The sequence below is a fragment of the Methylobacterium sp. WL8 genome (assembly GCF_008040045.1).
In the GTDB taxonomy this organism is placed as follows: domain Bacteria; phylum Pseudomonadota; class Alphaproteobacteria; order Rhizobiales; family Beijerinckiaceae; genus Methylobacterium; species Methylobacterium cerastii.
In genome coordinates, this window is sequence record NZ_VRVF01000032.1 from 31,991 (window position 1) to 53,956 (window position 21,966).

General features: G+C 65.3%; 20 protein-coding genes. 12 read left to right on the forward strand and 8 right to left on the reverse strand.

The window, feature by feature from the left end:
• Nucleotides 1–52 precede the first annotated feature (52 nt).
• The 6 genes from FV234_RS13290 to FV234_RS13315 all read left to right on the forward strand — a co-directional run bounded on the left by FV234_RS13290 (nucleotide 53) and on the right by FV234_RS13315 (nucleotide 8,908).
• Nucleotides 53–1,780 carry a type I secretion system permease/ATPase gene (locus tag FV234_RS13290; protein WP_147829710.1) on the forward strand — a complete coding sequence of 576 codons (1,728 nt, stop codon included), beginning with the start codon at nucleotides 53–55 and terminating at the stop codon, nucleotides 1,778–1,780.
• The gene (locus FV234_RS13295) at nucleotides 1,777–5,010 is read left to right on the forward strand and encodes a cadherin-like domain-containing protein (protein WP_147829712.1); all 3,234 of its coding nucleotides are present in this window, start codon (nucleotides 1,777–1,779) and stop codon (nucleotides 5,008–5,010) included. The genes FV234_RS13290 and FV234_RS13295 overlap by 4 nt, the downstream gene beginning before the upstream one ends.
• A 24-nt stretch (nucleotides 5,011–5,034) precedes the next feature.
• Nucleotides 5,035–6,381 carry an HlyD family type I secretion periplasmic adaptor subunit gene (locus tag FV234_RS13300; protein WP_147829714.1) on the forward strand — a complete coding sequence of 449 codons (1,347 nt, stop codon included), beginning with the start codon at nucleotides 5,035–5,037 and terminating at the stop codon, nucleotides 6,379–6,381.
• A gap of 149 nt (nucleotides 6,382–6,530) precedes the next feature.
• Nucleotides 6,531–7,070 carry a methanogen output domain 1-containing protein gene (locus FV234_RS13305; RefSeq protein ID WP_246686190.1) on the forward strand — a complete coding sequence of 180 codons (540 nt, stop codon included), beginning with the start codon at nucleotides 6,531–6,533 and terminating at the stop codon, nucleotides 7,068–7,070.
• 58 nt (nucleotides 7,071–7,128) lie between these two features.
• On the forward strand, nucleotides 7,129–8,244 hold the full coding sequence (locus FV234_RS13310; RefSeq protein ID WP_238272994.1) for a sensor histidine kinase: 1,116 nt from the start codon (nucleotides 7,129–7,131) through the stop codon (nucleotides 8,242–8,244).
• On the forward strand, nucleotides 8,225–8,908 hold the full coding sequence (locus FV234_RS13315) for a response regulator transcription factor (RefSeq protein ID WP_246686191.1): 684 nt from the start codon (nucleotides 8,225–8,227) through the stop codon (nucleotides 8,906–8,908). Before FV234_RS13310 ends, FV234_RS13315 begins: the two co-directional genes overlap by 20 nt.
• Nucleotides 8,909–9,118: 210 nt before the next feature.
• Here the strand turns inward: FV234_RS13315 and FV234_RS13320 are convergent, their stop codons facing one another.
• A complete protein-coding gene (locus tag FV234_RS13320) occupies nucleotides 9,119–9,439 on the reverse strand; it encodes a hypothetical protein (protein WP_147829717.1) in 321 nt (106 codons plus the stop codon).
• Nucleotides 9,440–9,627: 188 nt separating this feature from the next.
• Between FV234_RS13320 and FV234_RS13325 the strand changes: the two genes are divergently transcribed.
• Both FV234_RS13325 and FV234_RS13330 read left to right on the forward strand, forming a co-directional pair.
• A complete protein-coding gene (locus tag FV234_RS13325) occupies nucleotides 9,628–10,707 on the forward strand; it encodes a PAS domain-containing protein (RefSeq protein WP_246686193.1) in 1,080 nt (359 codons plus the stop codon).
• 441 nt (nucleotides 10,708–11,148) lie between these two features.
• Nucleotides 11,149–11,382: a PepSY domain-containing protein gene (locus FV234_RS13330; protein WP_246686192.1), complete on the forward strand. Its 234-nt coding sequence runs from the start codon at nucleotides 11,149–11,151 to the stop codon at nucleotides 11,380–11,382.
• An 85-nt stretch (nucleotides 11,383–11,467) separates the two neighbouring features.
• Here the strand turns inward: FV234_RS13330 and FV234_RS13335 are convergent, their stop codons facing one another.
• Nucleotides 11,468–12,691 carry a TAXI family TRAP transporter solute-binding subunit gene (locus FV234_RS13335; protein ID WP_147829721.1) on the reverse strand — a complete coding sequence of 408 codons (1,224 nt, stop codon included), beginning with the start codon at nucleotides 12,689–12,691 and terminating at the stop codon, nucleotides 11,468–11,470.
• Nucleotides 12,692–13,203: 512 nt separating this feature from the next.
• Between FV234_RS13335 and FV234_RS13340 the strand changes: the two genes are divergently transcribed.
• Nucleotides 13,204–14,727 (forward strand): sensor domain-containing diguanylate cyclase, encoded by a 1,524-nt coding sequence (locus FV234_RS13340; protein ID WP_187273677.1) that lies wholly within the window; start codon nucleotides 13,204–13,206, stop codon nucleotides 14,725–14,727.
• A gap of 100 nt (nucleotides 14,728–14,827) precedes the next feature.
• Here the strand turns inward: FV234_RS13340 and FV234_RS13345 are convergent, their stop codons facing one another.
• From FV234_RS13345 to FV234_RS13370, 6 genes are all read right to left on the reverse strand, one after another.
• Complete coding sequence (locus FV234_RS13345) at nucleotides 14,828–15,298, reverse strand: hypothetical protein (protein ID WP_147829725.1); 471 nt, start codon at nucleotides 15,296–15,298, stop codon at nucleotides 14,828–14,830.
• Nucleotides 15,299–15,900: 602 nt separating this feature from the next.
• Nucleotides 15,901–16,557: a hypothetical protein gene (locus tag FV234_RS13350; RefSeq protein ID WP_147829727.1), complete on the reverse strand. Its 657-nt coding sequence runs from the start codon at nucleotides 16,555–16,557 to the stop codon at nucleotides 15,901–15,903.
• A 507-nt stretch (nucleotides 16,558–17,064) separates the two neighbouring features.
• Nucleotides 17,065–17,808 (reverse strand): Crp/Fnr family transcriptional regulator, encoded by a 744-nt coding sequence (locus FV234_RS13355; protein WP_147829729.1) that lies wholly within the window; start codon nucleotides 17,806–17,808, stop codon nucleotides 17,065–17,067.
• A gap of 160 nt (nucleotides 17,809–17,968) precedes the next feature.
• Nucleotides 17,969–18,463 carry a response regulator gene (locus FV234_RS13360; RefSeq protein WP_147829731.1) on the reverse strand — a complete coding sequence of 165 codons (495 nt, stop codon included), beginning with the start codon at nucleotides 18,461–18,463 and terminating at the stop codon, nucleotides 17,969–17,971.
• Between the two features lie 62 nt (nucleotides 18,464–18,525).
• The gene (locus FV234_RS13365; protein ID WP_147829733.1) at nucleotides 18,526–18,768 is read right to left on the reverse strand and encodes a hypothetical protein; all 243 of its coding nucleotides are present in this window, start codon (nucleotides 18,766–18,768) and stop codon (nucleotides 18,526–18,528) included.
• A gap of 46 nt (nucleotides 18,769–18,814) precedes the next feature.
• Nucleotides 18,815–19,015 carry a hypothetical protein gene (locus FV234_RS13370; RefSeq protein ID WP_147829735.1) on the reverse strand — a complete coding sequence of 67 codons (201 nt, stop codon included), beginning with the start codon at nucleotides 19,013–19,015 and terminating at the stop codon, nucleotides 18,815–18,817.
• 704 nt (nucleotides 19,016–19,719) lie between these two features.
• On the opposite strand from FV234_RS13370, the gene FV234_RS13375 reads away from it, so the two are divergent.
• From FV234_RS13375 to FV234_RS13385, 3 genes are all read left to right on the forward strand, one after another.
• A complete protein-coding gene (locus FV234_RS13375; protein WP_147829736.1) occupies nucleotides 19,720–20,613 on the forward strand; it encodes a cobalamin B12-binding domain-containing protein in 894 nt (297 codons plus the stop codon).
• Between the two features lie 102 nt (nucleotides 20,614–20,715).
• A complete protein-coding gene (locus tag FV234_RS13380; RefSeq protein WP_147829738.1) occupies nucleotides 20,716–21,126 on the forward strand; it encodes a BLUF domain-containing protein in 411 nt (136 codons plus the stop codon).
• A gap of 132 nt (nucleotides 21,127–21,258) precedes the next feature.
• A complete protein-coding gene (locus FV234_RS13385; protein WP_147829740.1) occupies nucleotides 21,259–21,729 on the forward strand; it encodes a BLUF domain-containing protein in 471 nt (156 codons plus the stop codon).
• Nucleotides 21,730–21,966 lie beyond the last annotated feature (237 nt).

A 21,966-nucleotide genomic window follows, 5' to 3' on the forward strand; every position in this document is an offset into this window, starting at 1 on the left:
GGGCCCCGCTTAGGGGCCCGACCCCTCCATCCGGCCGCCGGGGGAACTCGTCATGCGCACCAAGGACCAGAAGCAACTCGCCAAGAAAAGAAGCGTCGAGCGGCTCACCCGTCATTTCGGGATGCCGTTCGTCTTCCTCTTCGGGATGTCGGGCATCATCAACGTCCTCGCCCTGACCGGCTCGTTCTACATGCTGCAGGTCTACGACCGCGCCCTCCCGAGCGGCAGCCTGCCGACACTCGTCGGCCTGTCGACGCTCGCCATCGGCCTCTACCTATTCCAAGGCATGTTCGACGTCCTGCGCCAACAGATCCTCGTCCGGATCGGGGCGCAGCTCGACCGCCGCATCGCCCCGCTCGCCCAGCGCGTCTCCATCGACATGCCGCGCTTCGGGTTCTCGGCGGCGGAATCGATGGAACGCAGCCGCGACGTCGATACGGTCCGCGGCTTCCTCGGAAGCCCGGGCTTAGTGGCGCTCTTCGACCTGCCCTGGACGCCGGTCTTCCTCGTGTTCGTCTACATGCTGCACCCCTGGCTCGGCATGTTGACCATTGCGGGCGCCGTCCTGCTCACGTTCCTCACCATCCTGACGGAACTGACGACCCGCCGGTGGACCGGGGCGACCCAGCAGGCCGTGGTGGCGCGCAACGCCATCGGCGATTCGAACGCACGCAACGCCGACGTCCTGAAGGCGATGGGGTTCTCGGAACGGGCGGTGGACCGGTATCGCCTGGCCAACAACGAGCACCTCGAACTCCAGACCCGAACCACGGACATCGCCGGGACGTTCGGCGCGATCTCGCGGGTGCTACGCATGATCCTGCAGTCGGCCGTGCTCGGCCTCGGCGCCTACCTCGTCATCGGCGGCGAGCTCTCGGCCGGAGCCATCATCGCGGCCTCGATCACCTCCGCCCGCGCCCTGGCGCCCATCGACCAGACCGTTGGCAACTGGAAGGCCATCTCGGTGGCCCGCACCGCCTTTGGTCGCCTCAAGGAGACGCTCGTCGCCCTGTCCGGCATCGACCGTCCGATGCCGCTGCCGATGCCGCTGTCGTCCCTGCGGGTCAACTCGGTCACCGTCGCGGCGCCGGGATCCGGTCGGGTGCTGCTGTCGGACGTCGGTTTCGAGCTCAACGCCGGCCAGGCTCTCGGCGTCATCGGCCCGAGCGGCGGCGGCAAGACCACCCTCAGCCGGGCGCTCACCGGCATCTGGCCGGTCCTGCGCGGCGGCGTGCGCCTCGACGGCGCCGATCTCCCCCAGTGGGACGAGGAAAGCCTCGGCCGCATCATCGGCTACCTGCCGCAGGAGGTCTGCCTGATGGACGCCACGGTGGAGGAGAACATCTCCCGCCTCGCGGAAAGCGCCGATCCCGCCCTCGTGGTGGCGGCAGCCCGCGCAGCGGGCGTGCACGAGATGATCCTGCGGATGCCCGACGGTTACCGCACCGAGCTCGGTCCGTTCGGCACCGCGCTCTCGGGCGGACAGCGCCAGCGTATCGGCCTCGCCCGTGCGCTGTACGGTAGTCCCTTCCTGCTCGTGCTCGACGAGCCCAACTCCAACCTCGACGGTGAGGGCGAGGCTGCCCTGGCGGCCGCGATCCTCGGCGTCCGCGCCCGGGGTGGCATCGCCGTGGTCATCGCCCACCGTCCGAGCGTGCTCGCCGCCGTCGACGTCATCGCGGTCATCCAGGACGGCAAGATGACCGCCTTCGGTCCCAAGGAAGCCGTCCTCGGCAAGGTCGCAAGGGAGCGCTCCTCCGTGGAGCGGGTGACGGCATGATGATCGAGACGAAGGGCACCAAGACCGGGACATCCCGTCCGGACGAGACCACGAAATACGATGCCCAAGGCACCAACGCGAAGTCGGGGACGCCGTACTACCTGGCGCTGGCCGTCGCATCGTTGGCCGCATACCTGAAGTCTCTGTTCAATACCCCGGTGCATGCCGAGGCCGAGGCCGCGGATGTGGAGCCGCAGCCGAAGCCCGGCCCGAAGCTGGTCGCCCTGACACCCTCGGATCAAGAACCGGCCGCCAGGGAGCCCGATGGCCGCCTCGCCGGAACGTCCGGGGTGGCACCCGGGTCCGAGGCGCCGGCCTCGGAGTACGATTCCCCGGCCTTTCTCCGCACCAAAACCCTTCAGTTCGCGAAGCCCGATCCCCAGCCGAACCTCAACGACTTCAAGGCATCCCCGGTCATCCCGACGCCGGAGAACGACAACCGCGGAGCTGCCTCTGGTGGCGGTGGTGGCGGTGGCGGCCGGGACGAAAGGCCATCGGATGCCGGGCAAGGCGAAAACGGTCCGCATTCGGGGAACGGCGTCGACGAACCCGTATCGTCCACCGAGAAGGGCGGGTCGCCCACATCCGAACATTCCAACGGACCTGGGCGGGATGCCGACCGAGAAGATGCGGCGAATCCCGCCGGTGGCGTGGGCCAACCCGCCGACGGACCCCGCAATACGGGTGGTGGCAGTACCGTTCCCCCCAATGACAACCTGCCGCTGGAGGATGAAAAGGGTGGAACGGACGGGCGACGCAACCGCGCCCCGATCTCGTCGGGGCCCGTTCTCCTGGCGAACACGACGGGTTGCGCCCTCCTCGCCATCGCGATGACGGACCTCCTCCGCAACGTTCGGGATCCCGACGGCGACGTGCTGTCGGTCCGCAACGTCTCGGTTTCCTCGGGGGCGCTGTCCCCGGACGGGGACGGATGGATCTTCGACGGTGACGCGGTCGGTCCGGTCACCATCACGTACGAGGTGACGGACGGAGAATTCTCCATCGCCCAGACGGCCAGCTTTAACGTCGTCGAGCGCAATCAGGTGACCGGTTCGAGCGGCGACGACATCATCCTCGGCACCCTCTGCGCGGATGCCATCGACGGCGGCGCCGGTAACGACATCATCGACGCCCGTGCCGGTTCGGACCTGATCGATGGTGGCCTGGGCGACGACCACATCGTCGGGGGCGCCGGGGACGACACCATCCTCGGCGCGGCCGGCGACGACGTCATTTTCGCCGGTTCGGGCGCGGATGTCGTGTCCGGAGGGACCGGCAACGATCGCATCTTCGGCGAGGAAGGCGACGATATCCTCTTCGGCGATGCCGGCGACGACCTCCTGGATGGCGGGTACGGCAACGACATCCTGATAGGCTCTACCGGGAGCGACATGCTGTTCGGCGGTGCCGGCGACGACCGCCTGGACGGAGGCGAGGGCAACGACCTGGCGTTCGGCGGCCTCGGTCGGGACGCGGTGTCCGGAGGTGCCGGCGACGACCGCCTGGAGGGCGGGGAAGGCGACGACGTCCTCTTGGACGGTTCCGGCCGCGACATCGTCCTGGGGCAGGAGGGGGATGACGTCATCGTCGCCGCGCTGGACGGGGATGACGACCTCTTCGATGGCGGGCTTGGTCGGGATACCCTCGACCTCACCGCCACGACGTCCGGCGTCACGGTCGACTTGGCGGCAGGGACGGCCGTCGGTGCCGAGATCGGTCGTGACCAGTTGGTTTCCGTGGAGGTGGTGCGTGGTGGATCTGGCGCCGACGTCATCGGCGGCGATGCGGGCCCCAACGACCTCTTCGGCGGCGTCGGGCGAGATCATCTTGCGGGAGGCGCCGGAAACGACCTCCTTGACGGCGGCGCGGATTACGACGTCCTGTCGGACGGCACCGGGTCCGACACGGTCCTGGGGGGCGGCGGTGACGACGTCCTGATCGTCGCGACCGACGCCGATGCCGACCGCTTCGACGGCGGGTCCGGCGAGGACACCCTCGACCTGACCGCCACGACCTCGGGCGTCGTGGTCGACCTGATGGCCGGGACCGCGGTCGGGCGCGACATCGGCACCGACGCCGTCGCATCGGTCGAGGTGGTGCTGGGTGGCTCGGGCGACGACGTCCTCTCAGGAAGCTCCGGTGGCGACACGCTCCTGGGCGGCATGGGGCAGGACCGCATATCCGGTGGTGCCGGTGACGACCGTCTTGATGGCGGATCGGGCGCCGATACCCTTCTCGACGGAACCGGTTCGGACGTCGTGCTCGGCGGCGCCGGCGACGACGTCATCACGGCATCCTCCGATGGCGAGGCCGACAGCTTCGATGGCGGTGAAGGCCAGGACACCCTCGACCTTTCGGCGGCGCATTCCGGCGTGACCGTCGACCTCATCCTGGGCACCTCGGTCGGCGTGGAGACGGGGCAGGATCACGTCGCGGGCGTGGAGGCGGTGGTTGGCGGGTCCGGGGCCGACGTTCTCCTCGGTAGCACCGGTGGCGACAGCCTCTCCGGAGGCGACGGCGACGACCGTCTCGTGGGTCGTTCGGGGGACGATGTCCTGGACGGAGGCGGAGGTCGGGACACGATCCTCGACGGGGCCGGGCAAGATACCGTCCGCTCGGGCGCAGGGGACGACCGGATCGTCCTGGCCATGGACGGCGACGACGACCGCATCGACGGCGGCGAGGGCTCCGATACCCTCGACCTCGGCGGGGCGACCGGGAACCTGCTCGTCGACCTCGTCAATCACGTGGTGTCGGGCACCGAGCTCGGCGAGGACCAAGTGGAATCGATCGAGCGCATCGTGGCCGGGTCGGGTGACGACCGCTTCGTCATCGGGGACGACGACGTGGTGCTCACGGGCGGCGGCGGGAACGATGCCTACGAGTTCCTCTCCCGGTTGGGAGCGCGGGAACCGACCCGTGCGGTCGAGATCACCGATTTCTCGGTCGGGGACCACGTCGACCTCCTCAACTGGTCGCTGTTCGAGGCTGGCGGCGGCACCGGGGGCAACTCCCTGGCGGATGCGATGGAGCGCAACGATGGCACCGTGTCGGGCATCCGATACAGGTCCGCCCTCCTCGGCGAGGGCGACGTGACCGTCATCTCGGCCGACCTCGACCGTGACGACACGTTCGAGACGACCATCGTCCTCGACGGGCACCACACCCTGCTCTTCATCGAAGGCCCGGTCCACCAAGCTGCATCGACCCCCACCACACCCGTCACCTGATCCCGCCGTAAGAGGTACCGGACCATGAGCACCCAAGCCGTCGGATCCCACCGCCCAAAGTCCCTTGCCGAGATCGACCACCGGAAGGAGCCTTCCTTCTCGGTGGTACCCCGCATCGCCTTCGGGTTTTCCCTCGTGATCGCCCTGGTGGTCGGGGCCGGGGGATGGGCCGCGACGACGGACCTGAACGGCGCGATCATGGCGCCGGGCTCCGTCACGGTGGACCACCATGCCAAGGCGGTCCAGCACCGGGACGGCGGCGTCGTCGGCGCCATCCTGGTCCGTGACGGGCAGGCCGTAACGGCCGATCAGGTCCTCATCCGGATCGACGACGCCCAGACGCGGGCCGAGCTCGCCATCGTGCGGGGACAGCTGGTCGAGCTCGCCGCCAAGAAGGCCCGCCTCCTCGCCGAGCGGGACGGGCTGCGCACCATGAGCTTCCCGCTGTCCCTGGCCGGCGTGGACCCCGAGACGAAGGCCATCGTCGACGGCGAGATGCGCCTCTTCAAGGGCAACCTCGCCAGCCGGGACAGCCAGCGTCAGCAGCTTGAACTCCAGATCGGACAGGTCACCGAGGAGGTCGCCGGACTTGTGAAGCAGAGGGACGCCAAGCGTGATGAGCTCGTCATCCTGACGAGCGAGCACGGCAAGCTGCAGGGACTGGTCGACAAGCAGCTCTTCGAGGGATCGAAGTTCCTTCCCATCAACCGGGACCGCCATCGGCTGTCCGGGGAGCAGGGCTCGCTCGAAGCCTCGATTGCCCGGGCGAAGGTGCGGGCGAGCGAGATCCGGGTGCAACTCCTCGCGGTCACCGACACCGCGCGCACGGAGGCGCAGCGCGAGCTCGGCACCGTGGACGCCAAGCTCGCGGAACTGGGCAACCGTCGGATCGCCCTGGAGGACCGACTGACCCGGACGGAGATCCGCTCGCCCGTCACCGGCATCCTGCACGAGCTGAAGACCTTCACGGTCGGCGGCGTCATCACCCCGGCCGACGTGCTGGCGACCGTGGTTCCGGAGGACGCGCGGCTGAAGATCGAGATTCACGTCGCCCCGTCCAGCATCGACCAGGTCGGCGTAGGCCGGGTGGCGAGGGTTCGGTTCACTGCGTTCAACCAGCGCACGACCCCGGAACTGAAGGGGCAACTCGTCTACGTGTCACCCTCGACGTCCAAGAGCGCCAAGGACGACGCCTTCTACGTCGGATACGTCGAGCTCGACGCCGGGGAGATGAGCCGCCTCGGGATTGGGAAGCGCCTGGTGCCCGGCATGCCGGTCGAGGTCCATGTCGCCACCGAGGAGCGCACGGCCCTGTCCTATCTCGTCAAACCGATCCAGGACCAGTTCAGCCGTAGCTTCCGGGAGCGGTAGGATAAATGCGTGGAATTCCACCATTTGATGGCATCCCTGTTTCCGGCGACTGGAATGACAGTTTTCAGTCCAGAAGTATTTCTACTCGATTGTCAATTTAGTGATTCCGCACAATAATGTGATTCATATCTGCGCGGAGGACTGAGTCGATGGAGCATCGAGCGGTTGACATAACGGCTTTCGACCAAGCGCAGATAGGCATCGACCGCGAGCGCTTTCTCGGGATGGTCGTCAGGGTCCTCAACAGCACCCTCGAAGACACGGTCGGAAGCCGGGAGACCAGCGGGTTCATCAACTTGGTGGGACTGGCGATCTCGGAGGAGATCGAGGCGGAATACCTTCGTGCAGCAGGGACCTCCAGGCTGGACCTCAAGGCGACCATAGGGGCGCTGATCGACCTTAAGCGACGCCTCGGAGGCGACTTCTACGTCATCGAGGAGACGGCCGAGCGCATCGTGCTCGGCAACCGGCGGTGTCCCTTCGGCGACCTGGCGAAGGAGTCCCCGTCGATGTGCATGGTGACCTCACACGTATTCGGCCACATGGTTGCGGAGAGCCAGGGCTATGGACGGGTTACGCTCGCAGACACCATCGCCCGCGGCGCCCATGGCTGTCGGATCGTCATCGATCTCGATCCCGACGCTCTTGACGACGGGGGACAGGCCTACTTCGGGAAGGCCGACGCCTAGGTCCGACTTCGACACCCTCTTCGAGTTCGTCCCGTCCCCCATGCTCCTGGTCCGACGCATGGGCGAGGTCGAGGCGGCCAACGCAATGGCCCGCGAGGCCCTGCCAGGGCTCGAAGTCGGCTGCTCCCTCCCCGTCCAAGGAGCCGTCCGCGACGAGTTCCTGCGTTACGTCGACCGCTGCGCCTCCACCGCCGCGACCTTGCCCGGCGTCTTGTTCCTCCAAAGGGGCGACGGCGGGTTGGATCGGCATTCCTGCCACGGCATGCGCGCGAGACTGCATGGGTTCGAGGGGCACGCGCTGGTCCTGCTCCACCTCGATGCGCCGGCCCTCGACCGGCGGTTCCGGTTACTGGCCGCCAAGCTCCACGATGCCCGCCGCATCATGCAGGAGCGCAGGCGACGGACGCTGCAATTGCAGTCCCTGATGCGGGAACGAGAGGCATTGCTCGTCCGGATGGAGGCCGACGCGGTCGCCCGTGTGTCGGCGGAACGGGAACGGGACGAGGTCCTGGCGCGATTGTACCGCGCCGGCCAGGACGAACGGCGCCGGCTCGCGCGCGACCTTCACGACCATGCGGGCCAACACCTTGTTGCGCTGAACTTCGGGCTTAGACGTCTCCTGCCGCATCTGATGGGCACCACCGCGGCACAAAACGAGCTCGACGGCCTCCTCGGGCAGGCACAGGACGTCGGCGAGGCCCTGAGGCGGGTGACCCTGGCGCTGCGTCCCGCTGCCCTCGACGAGTTCGGCTTCGTTACGGCCCTGCGCTACCTGGTGGACGAATGGAGCCGTGCGACGGGCATCGGGACCGAGATGCAGGTCTGCGGGGAGGAGGTCCCCTTGCCGGCCGAGCACGCCATCACGCTCTATCGCCTGAGCCAGGAGGCGCTCACGAACGTGGCCAAGCACGCCGGTCGACCAAGCTATGCCTCGTTCGTGCTCCTGTTCAGCCCGGGTCATCTCACGTTGACAGTCGACGACGACGGTGTGGGATTCGAGGCCGACGAGGCGTCCACCCTCTCGCTCGTATCCCAGGGCAAGCTCGGGTTGATCGGGATGCGCGAACGCATGTCCCTGGTCGGGGGCACCCTGGAACTGGAATCCTCGCCCGGCCAAGGGACTTCCGTGATAGCGCGGGTCCACCTCACCATTGATGCCCCCCACCATGCCTGACCGTGCTGCGATCCGCGTCATCCTCGCGGACGATCATCCCGTGTTCCGCCACGGGGTCGCCGACCTTCTCGCCGGCACGGGCGAGGTTGAGATCGTCGCCTCGGTGGACACCGGAGCGACGGCCGTGCAGGCGGTGACCGAACTCGTGCCGGACATCGCCATCCTGGACCTTGCCATGCCCGACATGAACGGGGTCACGGTGATCCGTAAGCTCGTCGAACGCGGAAGCCCGAGCCGGGCCATCATCCTGAGCGTCTACGAAAGCCGGGTCTACGTCGACCAGGCCTTCGAGGCCGGCGCGGGAGGGTACGTCCTCAAACGCTCGGCATTCCTCAACATCGTCCAGGCCGTCCAGGCGGTCCGGTCCGGAGGAACCTATGTCGACCCGCTCCTGCCGGGGCACGGCGTCCGCCATGGACGCGTCGTCGCTGTGCCGTCGGACGAGGCCCAGAACTCGATCACGGCACGTGAAAGCGAGATCCTTCGCTTCGTTGCCTACGGCTACACCAGCAAGGAGATCGCCGGCCGCGTGGGGGTGACCTCGAAGGCCGTGGAAGCCCAGAAGGCCCGGGCCTGCTGCAGGTTGGGCATCAACAGCCGTGCGCAAATCGTCCAGTTCGCCATCCTCCAGGGATGGCTTCAGGGTGAGATGACGCTCCGGTGAGTTCGGCACCCCGGGCCCACCTGGTCCGGCTGCCGTTACCTACGGTGGCCGTGGCGGGCCAACTGCGAGGTTCGTGGCCTGGCCGTCGCCATTGGCCGCGGTGACGGCCCGGTCGAACGCGTACCCAACGATGGACCGAGGGCTTTTGATCGCCGACGGGCTGGGACCGTCATGTCTCGAACCGAACCGACGCGCAGGGCGGGCGGGCCGCTAATCCTCGCGACACTCCCGAGCGTCGCAAACCTCTTCCTCTATCTCTTCATAGAAGTGAGCCTTCAGGTCGGCGCGTGTTACCCCTTTTGCGGTAAGTTCCGTTAGCGCGGCCTCGATGATGGGAACTGCCACCTTCGAACGTTCGGCTGCCAGCTTCGCTTCGGATCGTCGGCGCGCGATAGCCTCTTCCCGCTGCTTCTCTCGTTCGGAATGCTCAGGCTGGACCGCAGCGTCCGGGGACGGGTCTGAGCCAGCATCCTGGCTCTGATAATAGATCAAGGCCAAGGCAAGCGATGCCAAAATCAGAAGCGCGCGCATCCCCTAGATAGGGCTAGATTGAACGCTTCGGCAATCGATCCAAGTCGTCAATTGAGCCTGCTGCCCGATACCGGATGAAACTGCTCGACATAAACGTCTTATCATAGGCGTCGATGACGCTTCGATCAGACGAAAACGTCCATTTCCGCCGTGACGGGCAAGGAGGGGGGATGCCGACGCGTTCGTTGATGCGCCTGACGCAGTCAGAGGGCGAAGCGGTGCCACCCACCTCGCCTGCCTTCTCCTCCAGGAACCTCCTGAAGCTGGTCGAGGACATGGGCGACGTCGGCTTCTGGACCGCCGACATGCGCAAGGACAGGGTGGAAGCCTCGGTCGGGCTTTATCGCATCCTTGGCCTCGATCCGGCACAGGAGATGAGCTTCGGGATCGGCCTGGATCTGATCCACCCCGACGACCGGGCTGCCCATGGCGACCAGATCTCCGTGCTGCGCAGCGGGCAGCCGATCACGCGGGAGTTCCGGATCATCCGCCCGGACCGCACGAAGCGCTGGATCCTCCACCGTGCCGAGGTGATGCTCGACCCGGACGGCAGGCCGAACCAGGGCATGGGCGTGGTGTTCGACGTCACGGGACGACACGACAGCGTCACGTCGATGGAGCAGCGTCACGCCCGCTTCAACGCCCTCCTGAGCGCGACCGCGGCGGTGTTTTGGATCAACGGACCGGACGGCGAGCCCCTGGAGATGCCGCAATGGCAGGCGCTCACGGGCCAGAGCCACCTGGAGATGAGCGGGCAGGGCTGGCTCGACGCCATCCATGCCGACGACCGCGATCGCACGGCGGCGGCGTGGTCGACCGCGGTCTCGCACGCCACCCCGTACAACACGGATTACCGGGTGCTGTGCGCCGACGGCATCTACCGCTGGTTCAATGCGCGCGGGGTGCCGATCCTCGACCATGACGGCTCGGTGCGGGAATGGGTTGGGGTGTGCCTCAGCGTACCCGGACGGAACCGCTACGGTTTCTCTAAGGGTGCATCCGGGGGGGCGACCTACGCATCGGACGACGGGGAGCCGATCGTCACGCCGGCCCAGATCCGTGGTGCGCGTGGCATCACCGGCCTGTCGAAGGACGAGTTGGCTCGACGGGCGAGCGTGTCCGTCTCGACCATCGTGCGCCTTGAGGACGCGACGTCTTCCATCAAGCCTCGCCCCGACACGCTTAGGGTGGTGCGGCAGGTGCTGGAGGAGGCCGGCGTCACGTTCACGTTCGAACCCGGCGCCAAGCCCGGGCTTAGGGAGACCTGATCCGGATTTCCCGCAACCGAAGGCGGAGGGCTTCGGCCGAACGCGATCCCACCCCGGGACCGGCGCATGGTCGACCCCGCCGCCCAGGTCGCATCCGCGTTCCTCGTGCGCTCCCGTCGAGGACGTGGCGCGTGCGCCGAAGGCTTGACCGCCGGACCGCATTTCATGGGGGCTGCCGGCTTCGCATGCGGCCCAACACGAACGATCCGGACGTTTTGCCCGTTGGAGGCCCTTGCCCGGCGGGCGGGCTGACCTGTCACTGCCAAGCAGTCGCTACGTTCTAAACAATGGATGCATCCATGAAGTACGGTGACCGGTAGCCGCACCAATTGAGGATGGAGCGTCGGCGATGATTTGTCGTACAAGTGATATCGCTGAAATGCTTCTACCGAATACGTATCCCGGATGTCAGAAATGATCAGATTCCCAGTGATCGCCTGCATGCTGGTATTCAGCGTTGGCCTGCAGGGCGTCGCCCTGGCTGGCCAGCCCGGACCGGATTGGATGCCGGTGGAGCAGGTCAAGCAGAAGCTCATGTTGTCGGGATACACCTCGATCATCAAGATCGAGGCTGAGGATGGTCATTGGGATGGGGAAGGCATGAAGAACGGCAAGGCGATGCAGTTCGACCTTGACCCTAAGACCGGGGAGATACTCGGGGAAGTGGAAAGATAGAGGCCCTCCGGCCACTGGTTGCGGTATCGGAGCTCGAAGACCCACTCGCGCACACGTTCGAAGGCGATGTCGTTCGTCGGCGAAATCATGCTTGGCCTTCCTCGGATCGGTCCGCCGTCGCGTCCGCATCCACCGGACGACCGAGACGCCTCGCGATGGTTGAACGCACCGCGTCCACCGCGAGCGCCGCCGCCGCCAGGGTGCGGGGCTCACTCGTCCGCCTCATCGCATGCCTGGCGATGCTCGCAGCGAGGTCGTCGGTCTCACCCGCCATCGCCTCCAACCTTACCCGATCGGTGGCACCTCGGGCGTTCGAGCGGATCTCCAGCAACCGCAGGGTCGCGACCTCGATGCGCTCTCGGCGGACGCGCCCCACACGCTGACGCAGCCATGCGGCGACCGACCCGAGGCCACCACCGAGGATGGCCACCAGGTAGATCCAGCTCTCGTAGCGCTCGATGAGGCTCTCCTGCTCGCGCTCGTAGTAGTCGATGGCGCCCGGGTGGATGGGCAGGCGTGCGCTCGTCGAGCCAACGGTGGTGTCGTAGGCCGGATGTGTCACGTCCTCCGCCGCGGGCGTGGCCTCCGACAGGAGCGTCCGCATCTCGAACAGGTGCTGGGTCACCTCCGCGGCGACGCTCCGGGACAAGGTCGAACGGGCCATGAGGCGGTAGGACGACCCGACCGTCGGAACGTCCTCGGCCGGGAGGCGTGGCTGCCCGTCGTAGAGGCCGGCCGGGATGGTGACGGCCTGCAGCCGGGGAAGCCGCGCCAGGGTGGACGCGGCGTCGGGTGCGCCGAACAGCGTCGCCTCCCCGTTCGCGTCCGCCCCACGGACGATCCCGACGATGCGTTGCGCGGCCGCCGACGTCGGCGTGGTCAGCAGGATCACGGCGGCGATGCGGCCCTCGGAGAGGAAGCGTCCGATATCCCCTTCCTCGACCGGGGCCAGGGCCACGACTTGTCCGGGCACCACGCCCTCGGGAACGTCGTCCCGCAGTTCCAGGCCGTGGCGCCGCACGAGGGCATGGTCCGCCTTCCGAGGTGCCAGGATCCCCAGCCGCTTGCCCGCGAGGGCGGGGAAGCCGTCGATGCCGGCCTGGCGAGGCGCGACCACGAAGGTCGCCTGCTCGCGCAGGACCGCCAGGGTGAGCCCGTTGCGCGGCAGCAGGACGTCCGGCCGGACCATGGCGAGGTCGGCCTTGCCGTCCCGGAGGGCCTCGGCACTCTCGCGCACGCCGTCGAAGGGCACGATCCGCAGCCGGATCGACGACTTTCCCTTGGCCAAGGCATCCGCGTAGGCCCGCATCAGGGCCGGCTCGGAACCCCCGTTCGACGCCTACGACGGTCCTCCCTGCCGGGAACCCGTCCGTCACCGGCCGGGACGCCTCGCCCCAGGAAGAGGGTGGTCGTCGGTGATCCGGCGCCGACCCTCATCGATGGTTCAAGGGCCTTCGACGGGATCTGCCTGCGGCGAGACCTTCGTGATCGCGGCCTCGGCGACACCGGAAGGTCTTGGAGGCGGCCTCAAGCACGGGGCGATAGAAGATGCCGTCGTCGGCACCTGCGTCGCCTCGGCCCAGGGACGACGTCTCACTCATACCGCCGAATGCGCCGGGGTCACGCCCCGGCCATCTAAGCGGGCCGTGATTAGGCGACGGCCCAAACCGGGTCCGGATCGACTTCGGTTCGTTCGGGACTGTTCTCCATGCGCCGTGTCGGGCGCGAGACGGCTTCCGAGGCTGTCATGACGGGTGCTTAACCGTCCGGTCAGACCCCATGCGCGACATTCGTGGCGACCAAGATTGGAAACGCCCGGTGATGTCCGTCCCCGACCGCCTGATGCGAGCGCTGACGTCCAATCGGAACTGGGTCGCGCTCGGCGTGCTGGCGCCCATCGGCATGCTGGTGATGTCGGGGCTCATGCTGCTGGACCTCAGGCGCGACGCCTGGGACAGGTCCGAGCAGACCTCAGGGAACCTGCTGCAGGTCGTCGAGCGCGACATCGCCCGCAACGTCGAGCTCATCGACCTGTCGCTGCAGGGCATCGTCGACAACCTGCGGGCGCCAGAGACTTCGGAGGCGAGCCCGCGGACGCGGCAACTGATCCTGTTCGACCGCGCCGCCACCGCCAAGGACCTCGGCGTCCTACTGGTCATCGACGAGTCGGGCGAGATCGCGGTCGATGCGGCCGCCTGGCCGCCGCGCAAGGGCAACTATGCCGACCGGGAATATTTCAGGGCCCACAAGGCTCGCCTCGACCTTGGCCTCCATATCGGCCAGCCGCTGGTATCGCGCCTGACAGGCGAGCGCATGCTTCCCTTCAGCCGGCGCATCTCGAAGCCTGACGGTTCCTTCGGCGGCGTCGCGCTCGGGACCCTCAAGCTGGCCTACTTCACCCGCCTGTTCGACAGGATCGGCCTCGGCCGCGATGGCGCGATTAACCTTTACCTCCGGAACGGGACGCGGATCGCGCGCCACCCTTATGCCGAGGCCGACATCGGAGTGAACATCGCCGGCACGCCGAACTTCGACCGCTTCGTCCGCGAGGGCAGCGGCGCCTTCATCGGGACGTCCGTCCGCGACGGTGTCGAGAGACATTACGCCTTCACTCAGGTGGGCGACCTGCCGCTGATCCTCAACGTCGCCGTCGGCACGGCCGACGTCGAGGCGCAATGGCGGACGAAGGCGCTCGGCATTGCCGCCATCGTCCTGGCCTTATGCGGGGTGACCATCGCCCTATCGCTTCTGTTCGGCCGGGAACTCAGGCGCAGGGCGGAGATGCATGCCGAGGTGGCCCGCCTATCGTGCACGGACGCGCTAACCGGCTTGGCGAACCGCCGCCGGTTCGAGGATGCCTACGCACGGGCCGGCGCGGACGCACGCCGGACCGGCGAGCCGATGTCCCTGCTCATGGTCGATGCCGACCACTTCAAGCGCATCAACGACAAGCATGGCCACACCGTCGGCGACGAAGTGCTCAAGGGATTGGCCATTTGCCTTCAGGCCGGCGTGAACCGGCCTGGCGACCTGGTCTGCCGGATCGGCGGCGAGGAGTTCGTCTTGCTGCTTCCGAAGACCGACGAGGCAGGCGCGCTGCGCGTCGCCGACGAGGTGCATGCCCAGGTGTCGCGACTGACGGTTGGCATGGCCGGCATCGCTGCGGGAGCGGTCACCGTCAGCATCGGGACAGCCTCCGGTGTCTCCCGGGCGGAGGATCTCTACGCTCTGGCGGATGCGGCCGTGTACGAGGCCAAGGCGGCGGGTCGCAATCGGACGCGAAGCGCTCCGTCCGAGATCTCGGGGAGTAAAGGCGGGGAACGTCTTCGCGTGATCGCCGCCTGACCGTCGTATCGTTCACCTGCGAGCGGGTTCCGCGTCTCGCCGCCATCGTGGCATGGCCCCCCACCCTGCGGAGCACGGCACCGCCTGGTCAAGTAAGCCATCAGGCCGCGACGTCGTCCTCCGGCCTGCGCCTGCGGTAGCGCCCGCTGCCGTCGCTCGCGAACAGCTTCTTGAAGTTGATCCGTTGGTCGATCACGCCACGGAGCAACTCCGGCCCCCACTCCCCGGGATGGTCCTCGGCCTCCTTGCCGAACTCATGGCCGATCCGCTTCGCGATGTCGCCGAGGTGCATCGCCTCCCGCTCCGGGAGGATGTTCCATATCTCCTGCGCCACGGTCCGCCAGAACGCCCGGGCCTTGACCATCGCCACGTGAACCTTCGGCCGTTCGAGCTCGTCCACGAACCACGCGATCTCGCTGAGCTGGGCCTCGATGAAGGCGTCCCGCGCGTCCACCATCCCGAGCGCTTTCTGCCTAAGTTCCCGCTCCGCGGCGATGGCCTCCGCGATGCGCAGGCGCTCCCTCACCATAATCGTTGCGGCCTCGGCCTCCGCCGCCTTCCACAACGCCACGCCGGGCCCTCGCCAGCCCCGTCTCGACCGCTTCCGGCAAGCCCGCGAGCTCAATGACCAGGCTGTACACGCGCTCCCGGGTCCACTCCGCCAGATGCTCGCCAATCGGTTGGTTGTTGCCGGCCCCCCCAGCGTTCAGCTTCACCCGTGCCCACACGGTCCGGAGCGAGACGCGCTCCTTGCCCTCGGCCCAAATTCGGTCTGCAGGTCGGAAGTTCTCCCGGGGAGCTTCACTCAGCGGAGAAACGGCTGTTCCTTTGGCGCAGCAATCGAAAAGCGGTTGGGCAGTGCTTAGTTGGTCCTACCTAGACAGCGGGCTTCAGAATAACGTCCGCTTACAGGCAGGCGCCGAAACGCGATGAGCGGCCGGGTTGGGTCGGGGCCCGTCCGTCCGCTCTACGACTGGGTTGGGTGGATTTCCGCCGGTCCGCTTTCGGGCAGCAACGCAAGAAAGCGGACGCTATCGCCGCGCCCGCTTCCGACCCTTTGCAAAAGCCCGGAACGTCCGCTAGCCGGCACCTTGATGATGAGCCTTCGCGACCGGGTTGGGTAAAAGGCGGTCTGGCGGCTTGTTCGAATAGAGTGGCGATTAGGGACCGCGTTCACCGCTTGCCTAGGAGTGCGCGGACGCCATCCAATGCGTGAGCTTCGGTCGGGTTTCGAGGAGGTGCGGGAGGTGTAGCTACAAGCGTCCTCACTGACCTGCCGTGATCGTCTTTTCGATCCGGATCGGCTCCGCGACCGAGCAGGAACAGGACTAGGGACCAATCTCCGAAGGCGGCCGACATCGAGGCGGGCGTGCTGCCAAGTGACATGGGGTGATCGACGTGAGCCCCCTCCTTGAGGATGCGGTCCATCCACGCAGTATCCTGTCGAAGGATCGCGTTCGCGTAGGAGTTGGTGAACCCTTCTTCTCGGGTCAGCATCGGGCGAGCCTGTTCGTGGGCATAGAAGGCACCTGCAAGGGTCGCGAGGATTGCCATGACCCCTACAAAAGCTCCCCAGATTGCAGTGTGGGTTACCGCAAGTAACGTAGAATTGGATTTGCGACCAGCCCACGCTTTCAGAACCGCCAACACCGGTAGAAGAATGGGATAGCTGACGACTGCACAAAGGACCGCGAGCCAAAGAGCGATTTCTCCTGGGGTGGCCTGACCAGGAACATTCAGGAGCACCGGGAGGATCAGGAGGATGCAGAGCACCCACAGCGACCAAAGCACGACGGCTGCAAAGACTGCGATCAGGCGTCGCATCAACATGGTGTTAGCGCATCCTTCCAAACTTCCGCGTCGAGAAAGGTGCGGGATCAGCCGGAATTAAGTAGAAGGCGATCTTTCGTATCATATGCGGCAGACAAAAATTATCTGTGATTAGAATTATAATCGATTGTGTTTATACTGCAAGATAGTAAAATTGTTGTGATATTTTCCGGCCTGCTTTAACGCGAAGTTGGGAGTTTTTTTGCACGTCCGCTTCTGTTCGTGTAAAGTATCAGAGCTGACATAGCGGCCGCACGTGCTCACCTCCTGTAACAGTCCGTCTCGTGGCTTCACCTTAACCCTGGAAATATCAAGGCCACAGTCGCTCGCGCGTCCAGCCTCCTTGGTTCTGTTGCCGATAGCGCAAACGCGTGTCCCTGCATGTTATCCGCCAGCCTTTCCTGGTCGTCAGGATGGACTGCGGCGGCGGCGAGCGCCTGGCTGATCTCACAATCTGCAAATCCGGGGTCTCCGGTTCTAAGCCGCCGCGTTCGAGGTCCCGTTCAATCAGTGCTGGCGCAAAGGCGCATCGTCGACGCCTCCCGGTGAGCGGTGAAGGTACTTCGGGTCGAACTGCGCGAATGCCTGCAGCGCCTCGACGTCCGGGAAGGAGTAGTACCTCCCCTCCCGTCTGACGAGGCCCGTTCCCCTGAGCTTCTGGAGCGTTCGGTTGACGTGCACGCTCGACATCCCCGTCGCGTCACCCAGGTCCGATTGTCTGAGCGGAAGCTCGTAGCCGTCCCGACCCGCAAGTCCGACCGCCTGGAGTCGCCAAAGGAATTCGCAGAGGAGATGGGCGACCTGCCTCTCGGCCGTGTGACGGCCCATGTTCACGAGCCATTCGCGCTGGATCGCCTCGTCCACCAAGCTGGCCCAACGCAGGGCGCGGTTCAGGGTCGGGTGGTTGCCCGTGAGGTCGTCAAGGACCTGGCGTGGAATGGAGACCACCTCACAGGCGTCGATGGTGCCGATGCTGTGGTCCACGGCACCCAGGATCGCGACGTTGAGGTCGCAGATGTCCCCCGGGATGACATAGGCAACGATGGACCGGGTGCCCGCCGCGAGAACTTTGTAGCGGCACGCGAAGCCGCTCCTGATCATCTGCACGTGATCCGAAAGGTCTCCTTCCCAGGCCAGGTCCGTGCGGGGTCGAACCCGGCGCCCGCGGCAACTCGCAGACCTCAGCGCCGACCTGTCGGACTCGGAAAGCGTAAACCTGCCCTCAAGCTTCTGGATGAGTGGACTGAGCATGTGCCCTCCGTGGGCGTGCTCAATATCCAGCACGAGGGATCAGTACCCGATATTCGACATCAGTGCGTGAATACCGGGCCAAGCTCGGTGGACCGTCTGGTCCGGGCCTTCCCAACCCGGCGGGCCTGCACCGTCGGCACGTGGGCGGTACCCGTCGGCTTCAGGCGACGATCCCATCGGCGGAATAGGGGACCGTTCCAACACTGGTCATGAGGCTCACGAGCGGGTCGTGGGTCTGCGCGCAGGCCGATGCCCATTCCCTGACCGATGCCAGTCCGGACTCCACCTCGCGGACGATGTCCGAAAACATGTACGGTTTCCCGAGCAGGCGTGTGCCCGGCGGCAGGTCGTACCGATGGTGCCGTCCGATTGCCGAGGTCACGATGATGCCGATGGACGGCCAACCGTGGTGAACCAGGTGGGCGAGGGCGACTCCACCGCCGACGATGCTGCGTCCGGTGATCAGCATGCCTACCGGTGCCGGACCTTCGAGGACAGCCAGCGCTTCCGCGGCCGTGCAGACCTCCGTCGTCGCGTAGCCGGCATGCTTCAGGGTTTCGGCGATGGCCCACCGAACGATGCGGTCGGTTTCCGCGATGAGGATGGTGACAGGTCCGCTACAGGACCCCACCACCGCTTCCTCCGGTCCCGACATCGCGGTCGTCGCGATGAGACCCTCCGGTGAACATCGACAAGGCGATGCAATCGCCTTCGGCGTCACTCCCAATCCCCGCTGTCAAGGGTGCACGCGCCGTTGGTCGCCCCGGCGATGGCCGACATGGCGGCATCGAGGGAGGCGTGTCCCCGTTTCACGTTCTTGAGCAGGCCCCACGCTTCGGGCAAGATCCGGAAATCATCACCGGTTCCTGTCTCGCCAATGCTTCCGAGGTTCCGTCCAAGACGGTCCTTCAACGTCCAAGCCTTACCCGTTGGGCCCGTAGGTGTGAGAACGACATCCATCAGGTTGATCCTCGATGACTCGGCAAGCCGCTACCGTATCAAGCCGTCAGGCAGCGATCCTCGCAGCGATGACGCTCGTCTCGTCGAGCGCAGCCCGGATGATCTCGGCCTGCACGAGTATCTTGTCGGCATCCAACTTGGCGGCAGGGTCCGTCGCCCACCACAGGCCGTTATCGATGCCGCGAAGCATTCCCGTCAGGCGTTGGTTTTGAAGCGTCAAGGCTTCGATGGCGTTTCGGCTGTTCACGGCGTTTCCTGCTGAGTTCCAGCAAGTGATACACGTTAATTTCAGAATATGCGAGAAATATCGCCCGACGCATATTTTCTAGAAAATTTTAATGGGCATAGATATTAAGCTGTCGGTATTGCAATTACAAAATATATTAAACTATATAGCAAATAACACAGCTGGCGCTCAATTTAAAGACGCACATCGTGCAGACTACGACCTTATCTCATAGATCGGAGTGGAACTCGATCACAGTAAAACAAATATCAGGGTCGCCTCTCAAACGGTCTTGTCGTCGTCAAGGAAGCCTAAAATCGATAACACATGTCGACCATATTTTTTGTGAATTCTGTGTTTGGCCATCTTTCACAACGTGGGCATCGAGGCTCCACTCCGCACCCGCGGAATGATCCGGCAGGCACCTCAAACCAGGATTGAGTACGTGCCATCGGCGACCACGGGCAGCATGATTGGCTGACAGCCTGATCGTAGCTGGTCGCGCTAATTGGCCACGGCATGATGCAGCGATGGCCGATTGAGCCACCCGTCGGAATGTCTCCGCGAAGAGTCACAACGCCCAACGTCCTTGGCTTGCCGGGCGCGCGGTAGGAAGGTCGTCTTCTTTACAACGCGCACATTTGCAGCTCTTTTGCGCCTCGTACTCGCCGGACAACGGTCAGGAACAAACGGGGATCTGAACCCCCGACCATGGGGATGAGGTAATGCTGGATCTGGGATCACCCCACCGAGAGTGGGCCGGTCTGATCACGGCGGGAATCGCTGAAGCGGCGTATGTCCGAGAGGACTATGCACGACGACGGTCTGCCGAAGAGGCACGACAGCGGACGCTGGCACTCGGCCGCATCGTTCAGACGGACATCATCCCCCGGCTGATGTTGCTCGATCGCGGCGAGAGGCAGGTCCGGTCGGACATCCTGCCGAAGCTCGATACGGAAGCGGTCGCCGGCTTCACGGACCTGATCCTCGGGCACGACGTCAGAGCACTCATGGACGCCTTTTCCGAATTGATGAGGAAGGGCTATTGCGTCGACGACCTGTTCCTCGATCTTCTGGCACCGTCTGCGGCCTTGCTCGGTCGCATGTGGGATGACGACCTGTGCGACTTCATCGAGGTCACGGCCGGCCTCGCCCAACTCCAGTTCCTTCTGGCCACGTTCCGGTCGGACGGAGGCATCGCTCCCTATGATGATGGGCGTCGTATCCTCCTGATGGGGGCACCCGGTGAACGCCACACCTTCGGCTTGGCGATCGTCGAGCAGTTCATGCGCAAGGCCGGCTGGCATGTGGCGAGCGGCCTGGCCTCCAGTCCGGAGGAAATCGCCGATCTCGTCGGCTCGGAGTTGTTCGGCGTGGTGGGTCTGACGCTGAGCCGGGAGAGCCACCTCGATCAACTCGCTATCTCGATCCAGGCGGTACGGCGGGCGTCGCTCAACCCGTCGATCGGCGTCATCGTCGGGGGACCCGTCTTTCTTGAGCATCCGGAATATGTCGAACGGGTCGGCGCCGACGCCTCGGCGGTCGACGCTCCTACCGCGGTGCTGCTCGCACAAAGACTGCTCTCGTCTTCTCAATCCAAACGCTCGACATCGCCCTGAGGCAAATCCATCCTCGCCGAGGCGATTTCTCATCGCTCGGCCTTCGCGTGAGCGAGTGTGGATTCATCGACCGATCCAAGTGACTGATGGGATCTCGCAGCAATGTCTCTCGTTCAGCTCATCTATGCCTCACGGCCTTTCGGATTCGATCAAGCGATGCTCAACGGCATCCTCTCGCAATCGCGGCGATGCAACACGCGCGATGGGATCACGGGCGCCCTCATTTGCCGGGCGGATGTCTACATGCAGTTGCTGGAGGGCACGGCCGATGCGCTGGATGCGACCTATGCCCGGATCTTGAGGGACGACCGACATCTGGAGATCCGGCGCATATCCTATCAGACCGTGACGGATCGATTATTTCCCACCTGGGCTATGCGTGACGATCCCGCCCGTTCATGGATGTGGTCGCAGGCCGAGGTTGCCGACGGAGCCATAGATCGGGCCACTCCTCCACAAGCGATCAAGATATTCGAGCGGCTTGCTGCTCAATCCGAGCACGATGTATCATAGGCTTCCGTGAATAATGGCCTGATGGATGAACTTGGGATGCCTTCTGACTGACTTGACCCGCACCTTTTCTCGAATATCGGTACAGACAGGGTTCGAGCAGCGTCTAGCTGATCCAGGTAGGAGTGCCCATCCATGTTCGACGAATACGGCATTCCGCGCGGCGCGGAATTTGACGAAGCGGCGCTGCCCAAACTTTACCATTTCGTCTACTGCAGTCGGGCCGCGGGGGGCGTTGACGACGCCGAAGTCGCTCGCATCGTCGAGACGGCCCAACGCAACAATCTCGCCCATGGTATCACCGGGGTGCTCGTGTTCGGCAGCGGTGTCTTCTTCCAGTGGATCGAGGGGCCAGCCGCCGAGATACGGAAACTGATCGCAACCCTGCATCGCGACAAGCGCCACTATGACATCGTTTCGCTCAGCCAGAGCGAGGAAGAACGAGAGCGTCTCTATCCGAACTGGGACATGGAGAAGGTCGAGGCCGGAGACATCCGCCTTGTCCTTCAGGATGCGCTTGAGAGCACGGACGATAAAAACAACCGCGTGGCACTCAAGCGAATTCTCAAACACCTCGATTCCGACTCGCTCAATTCGCTTGGGTGAGGTGGCAGGGGTCGGTGTATCCCTGATGGCAGATCTTGATGCAGCTTGTACCACTCAGTTGCGTCCGACGCAGAACGTCTGCTTAGGGGCAAAGGGCTAAAGTCCGCTTCCCTGAAGAGTTTCGGGCGCCGCGAGGCGTACGAAAGTCGTGGAAGAACGAACCCGCGGGATGGCGGGCGCAGAGCTATGGGGATTTGGGCAGACCGTCGACCCCAGCGAGGGACGGAAGGCGTGTGA

Excerpts from the sequence above, each read along its gene's own strand:
- FV234_RS13290 (WP_147829710.1), top strand. The coding sequence starts at position 53 with ATGCGCACCAAGGACCAGAAGCAACTCGCCAAGAAAAGAAGCGTCGAG.
- FV234_RS13295 (WP_147829712.1), top strand. The coding sequence starts at position 1,777 with ATGATGATCGAGACGAAGGGCACCAAGACCGGGACATCCCGTCCGGAC.
- FV234_RS13300 (WP_147829714.1), top strand. The coding sequence starts at position 5,035 with ATGAGCACCCAAGCCGTCGGATCCCACCGCCCAAAGTCCCTTGCCGAG.
- FV234_RS13305 (WP_246686190.1), top strand. The coding sequence starts at position 6,531 with ATGGAGCATCGAGCGGTTGACATAACGGCTTTCGACCAAGCGCAGATA.
- FV234_RS13310 (WP_238272994.1), top strand. The coding sequence starts at position 7,129 with ATGGGCGAGGTCGAGGCGGCCAACGCAATGGCCCGCGAGGCCCTGCCA.
- FV234_RS13315 (WP_246686191.1), top strand. The coding sequence starts at position 8,225 with ATGCCCCCCACCATGCCTGACCGTGCTGCGATCCGCGTCATCCTCGCG.
- FV234_RS13320 (WP_147829717.1), bottom strand. The coding sequence starts at position 9,439 with ATGCGCGCGCTTCTGATTTTGGCATCGCTTGCCTTGGCCTTGATCTAT.
- FV234_RS13325 (WP_246686193.1), top strand. The coding sequence starts at position 9,628 with ATGCGCCTGACGCAGTCAGAGGGCGAAGCGGTGCCACCCACCTCGCCT.
- FV234_RS13330 (WP_246686192.1), top strand. The coding sequence starts at position 11,149 with ATGCTGGTATTCAGCGTTGGCCTGCAGGGCGTCGCCCTGGCTGGCCAG.
- FV234_RS13335 (WP_147829721.1), bottom strand. The coding sequence starts at position 12,691 with ATGCGGGCCTACGCGGATGCCTTGGCCAAGGGAAAGTCGTCGATCCGG.
- FV234_RS13340 (WP_187273677.1), top strand. The coding sequence starts at position 13,204 with ATGTCCGTCCCCGACCGCCTGATGCGAGCGCTGACGTCCAATCGGAAC.
- FV234_RS13350 (WP_147829727.1), bottom strand. The coding sequence starts at position 16,557 with ATGTTGATGCGACGCCTGATCGCAGTCTTTGCAGCCGTCGTGCTTTGG.
- FV234_RS13355 (WP_147829729.1), bottom strand. The coding sequence starts at position 17,808 with ATGCTCAGTCCACTCATCCAGAAGCTTGAGGGCAGGTTTACGCTTTCC.
- FV234_RS13360 (WP_147829731.1), bottom strand. The coding sequence starts at position 18,463 with ATGTCGGGACCGGAGGAAGCGGTGGTGGGGTCCTGTAGCGGACCTGTC.
- FV234_RS13365 (WP_147829733.1), bottom strand. The coding sequence starts at position 18,768 with ATGGATGTCGTTCTCACACCTACGGGCCCAACGGGTAAGGCTTGGACG.
- FV234_RS13375 (WP_147829736.1), top strand. The coding sequence starts at position 19,720 with ATGCTGGATCTGGGATCACCCCACCGAGAGTGGGCCGGTCTGATCACG.
- FV234_RS13380 (WP_147829738.1), top strand. The coding sequence starts at position 20,716 with ATGTCTCTCGTTCAGCTCATCTATGCCTCACGGCCTTTCGGATTCGAT.
- FV234_RS13385 (WP_147829740.1), top strand. The coding sequence starts at position 21,259 with ATGTTCGACGAATACGGCATTCCGCGCGGCGCGGAATTTGACGAAGCG.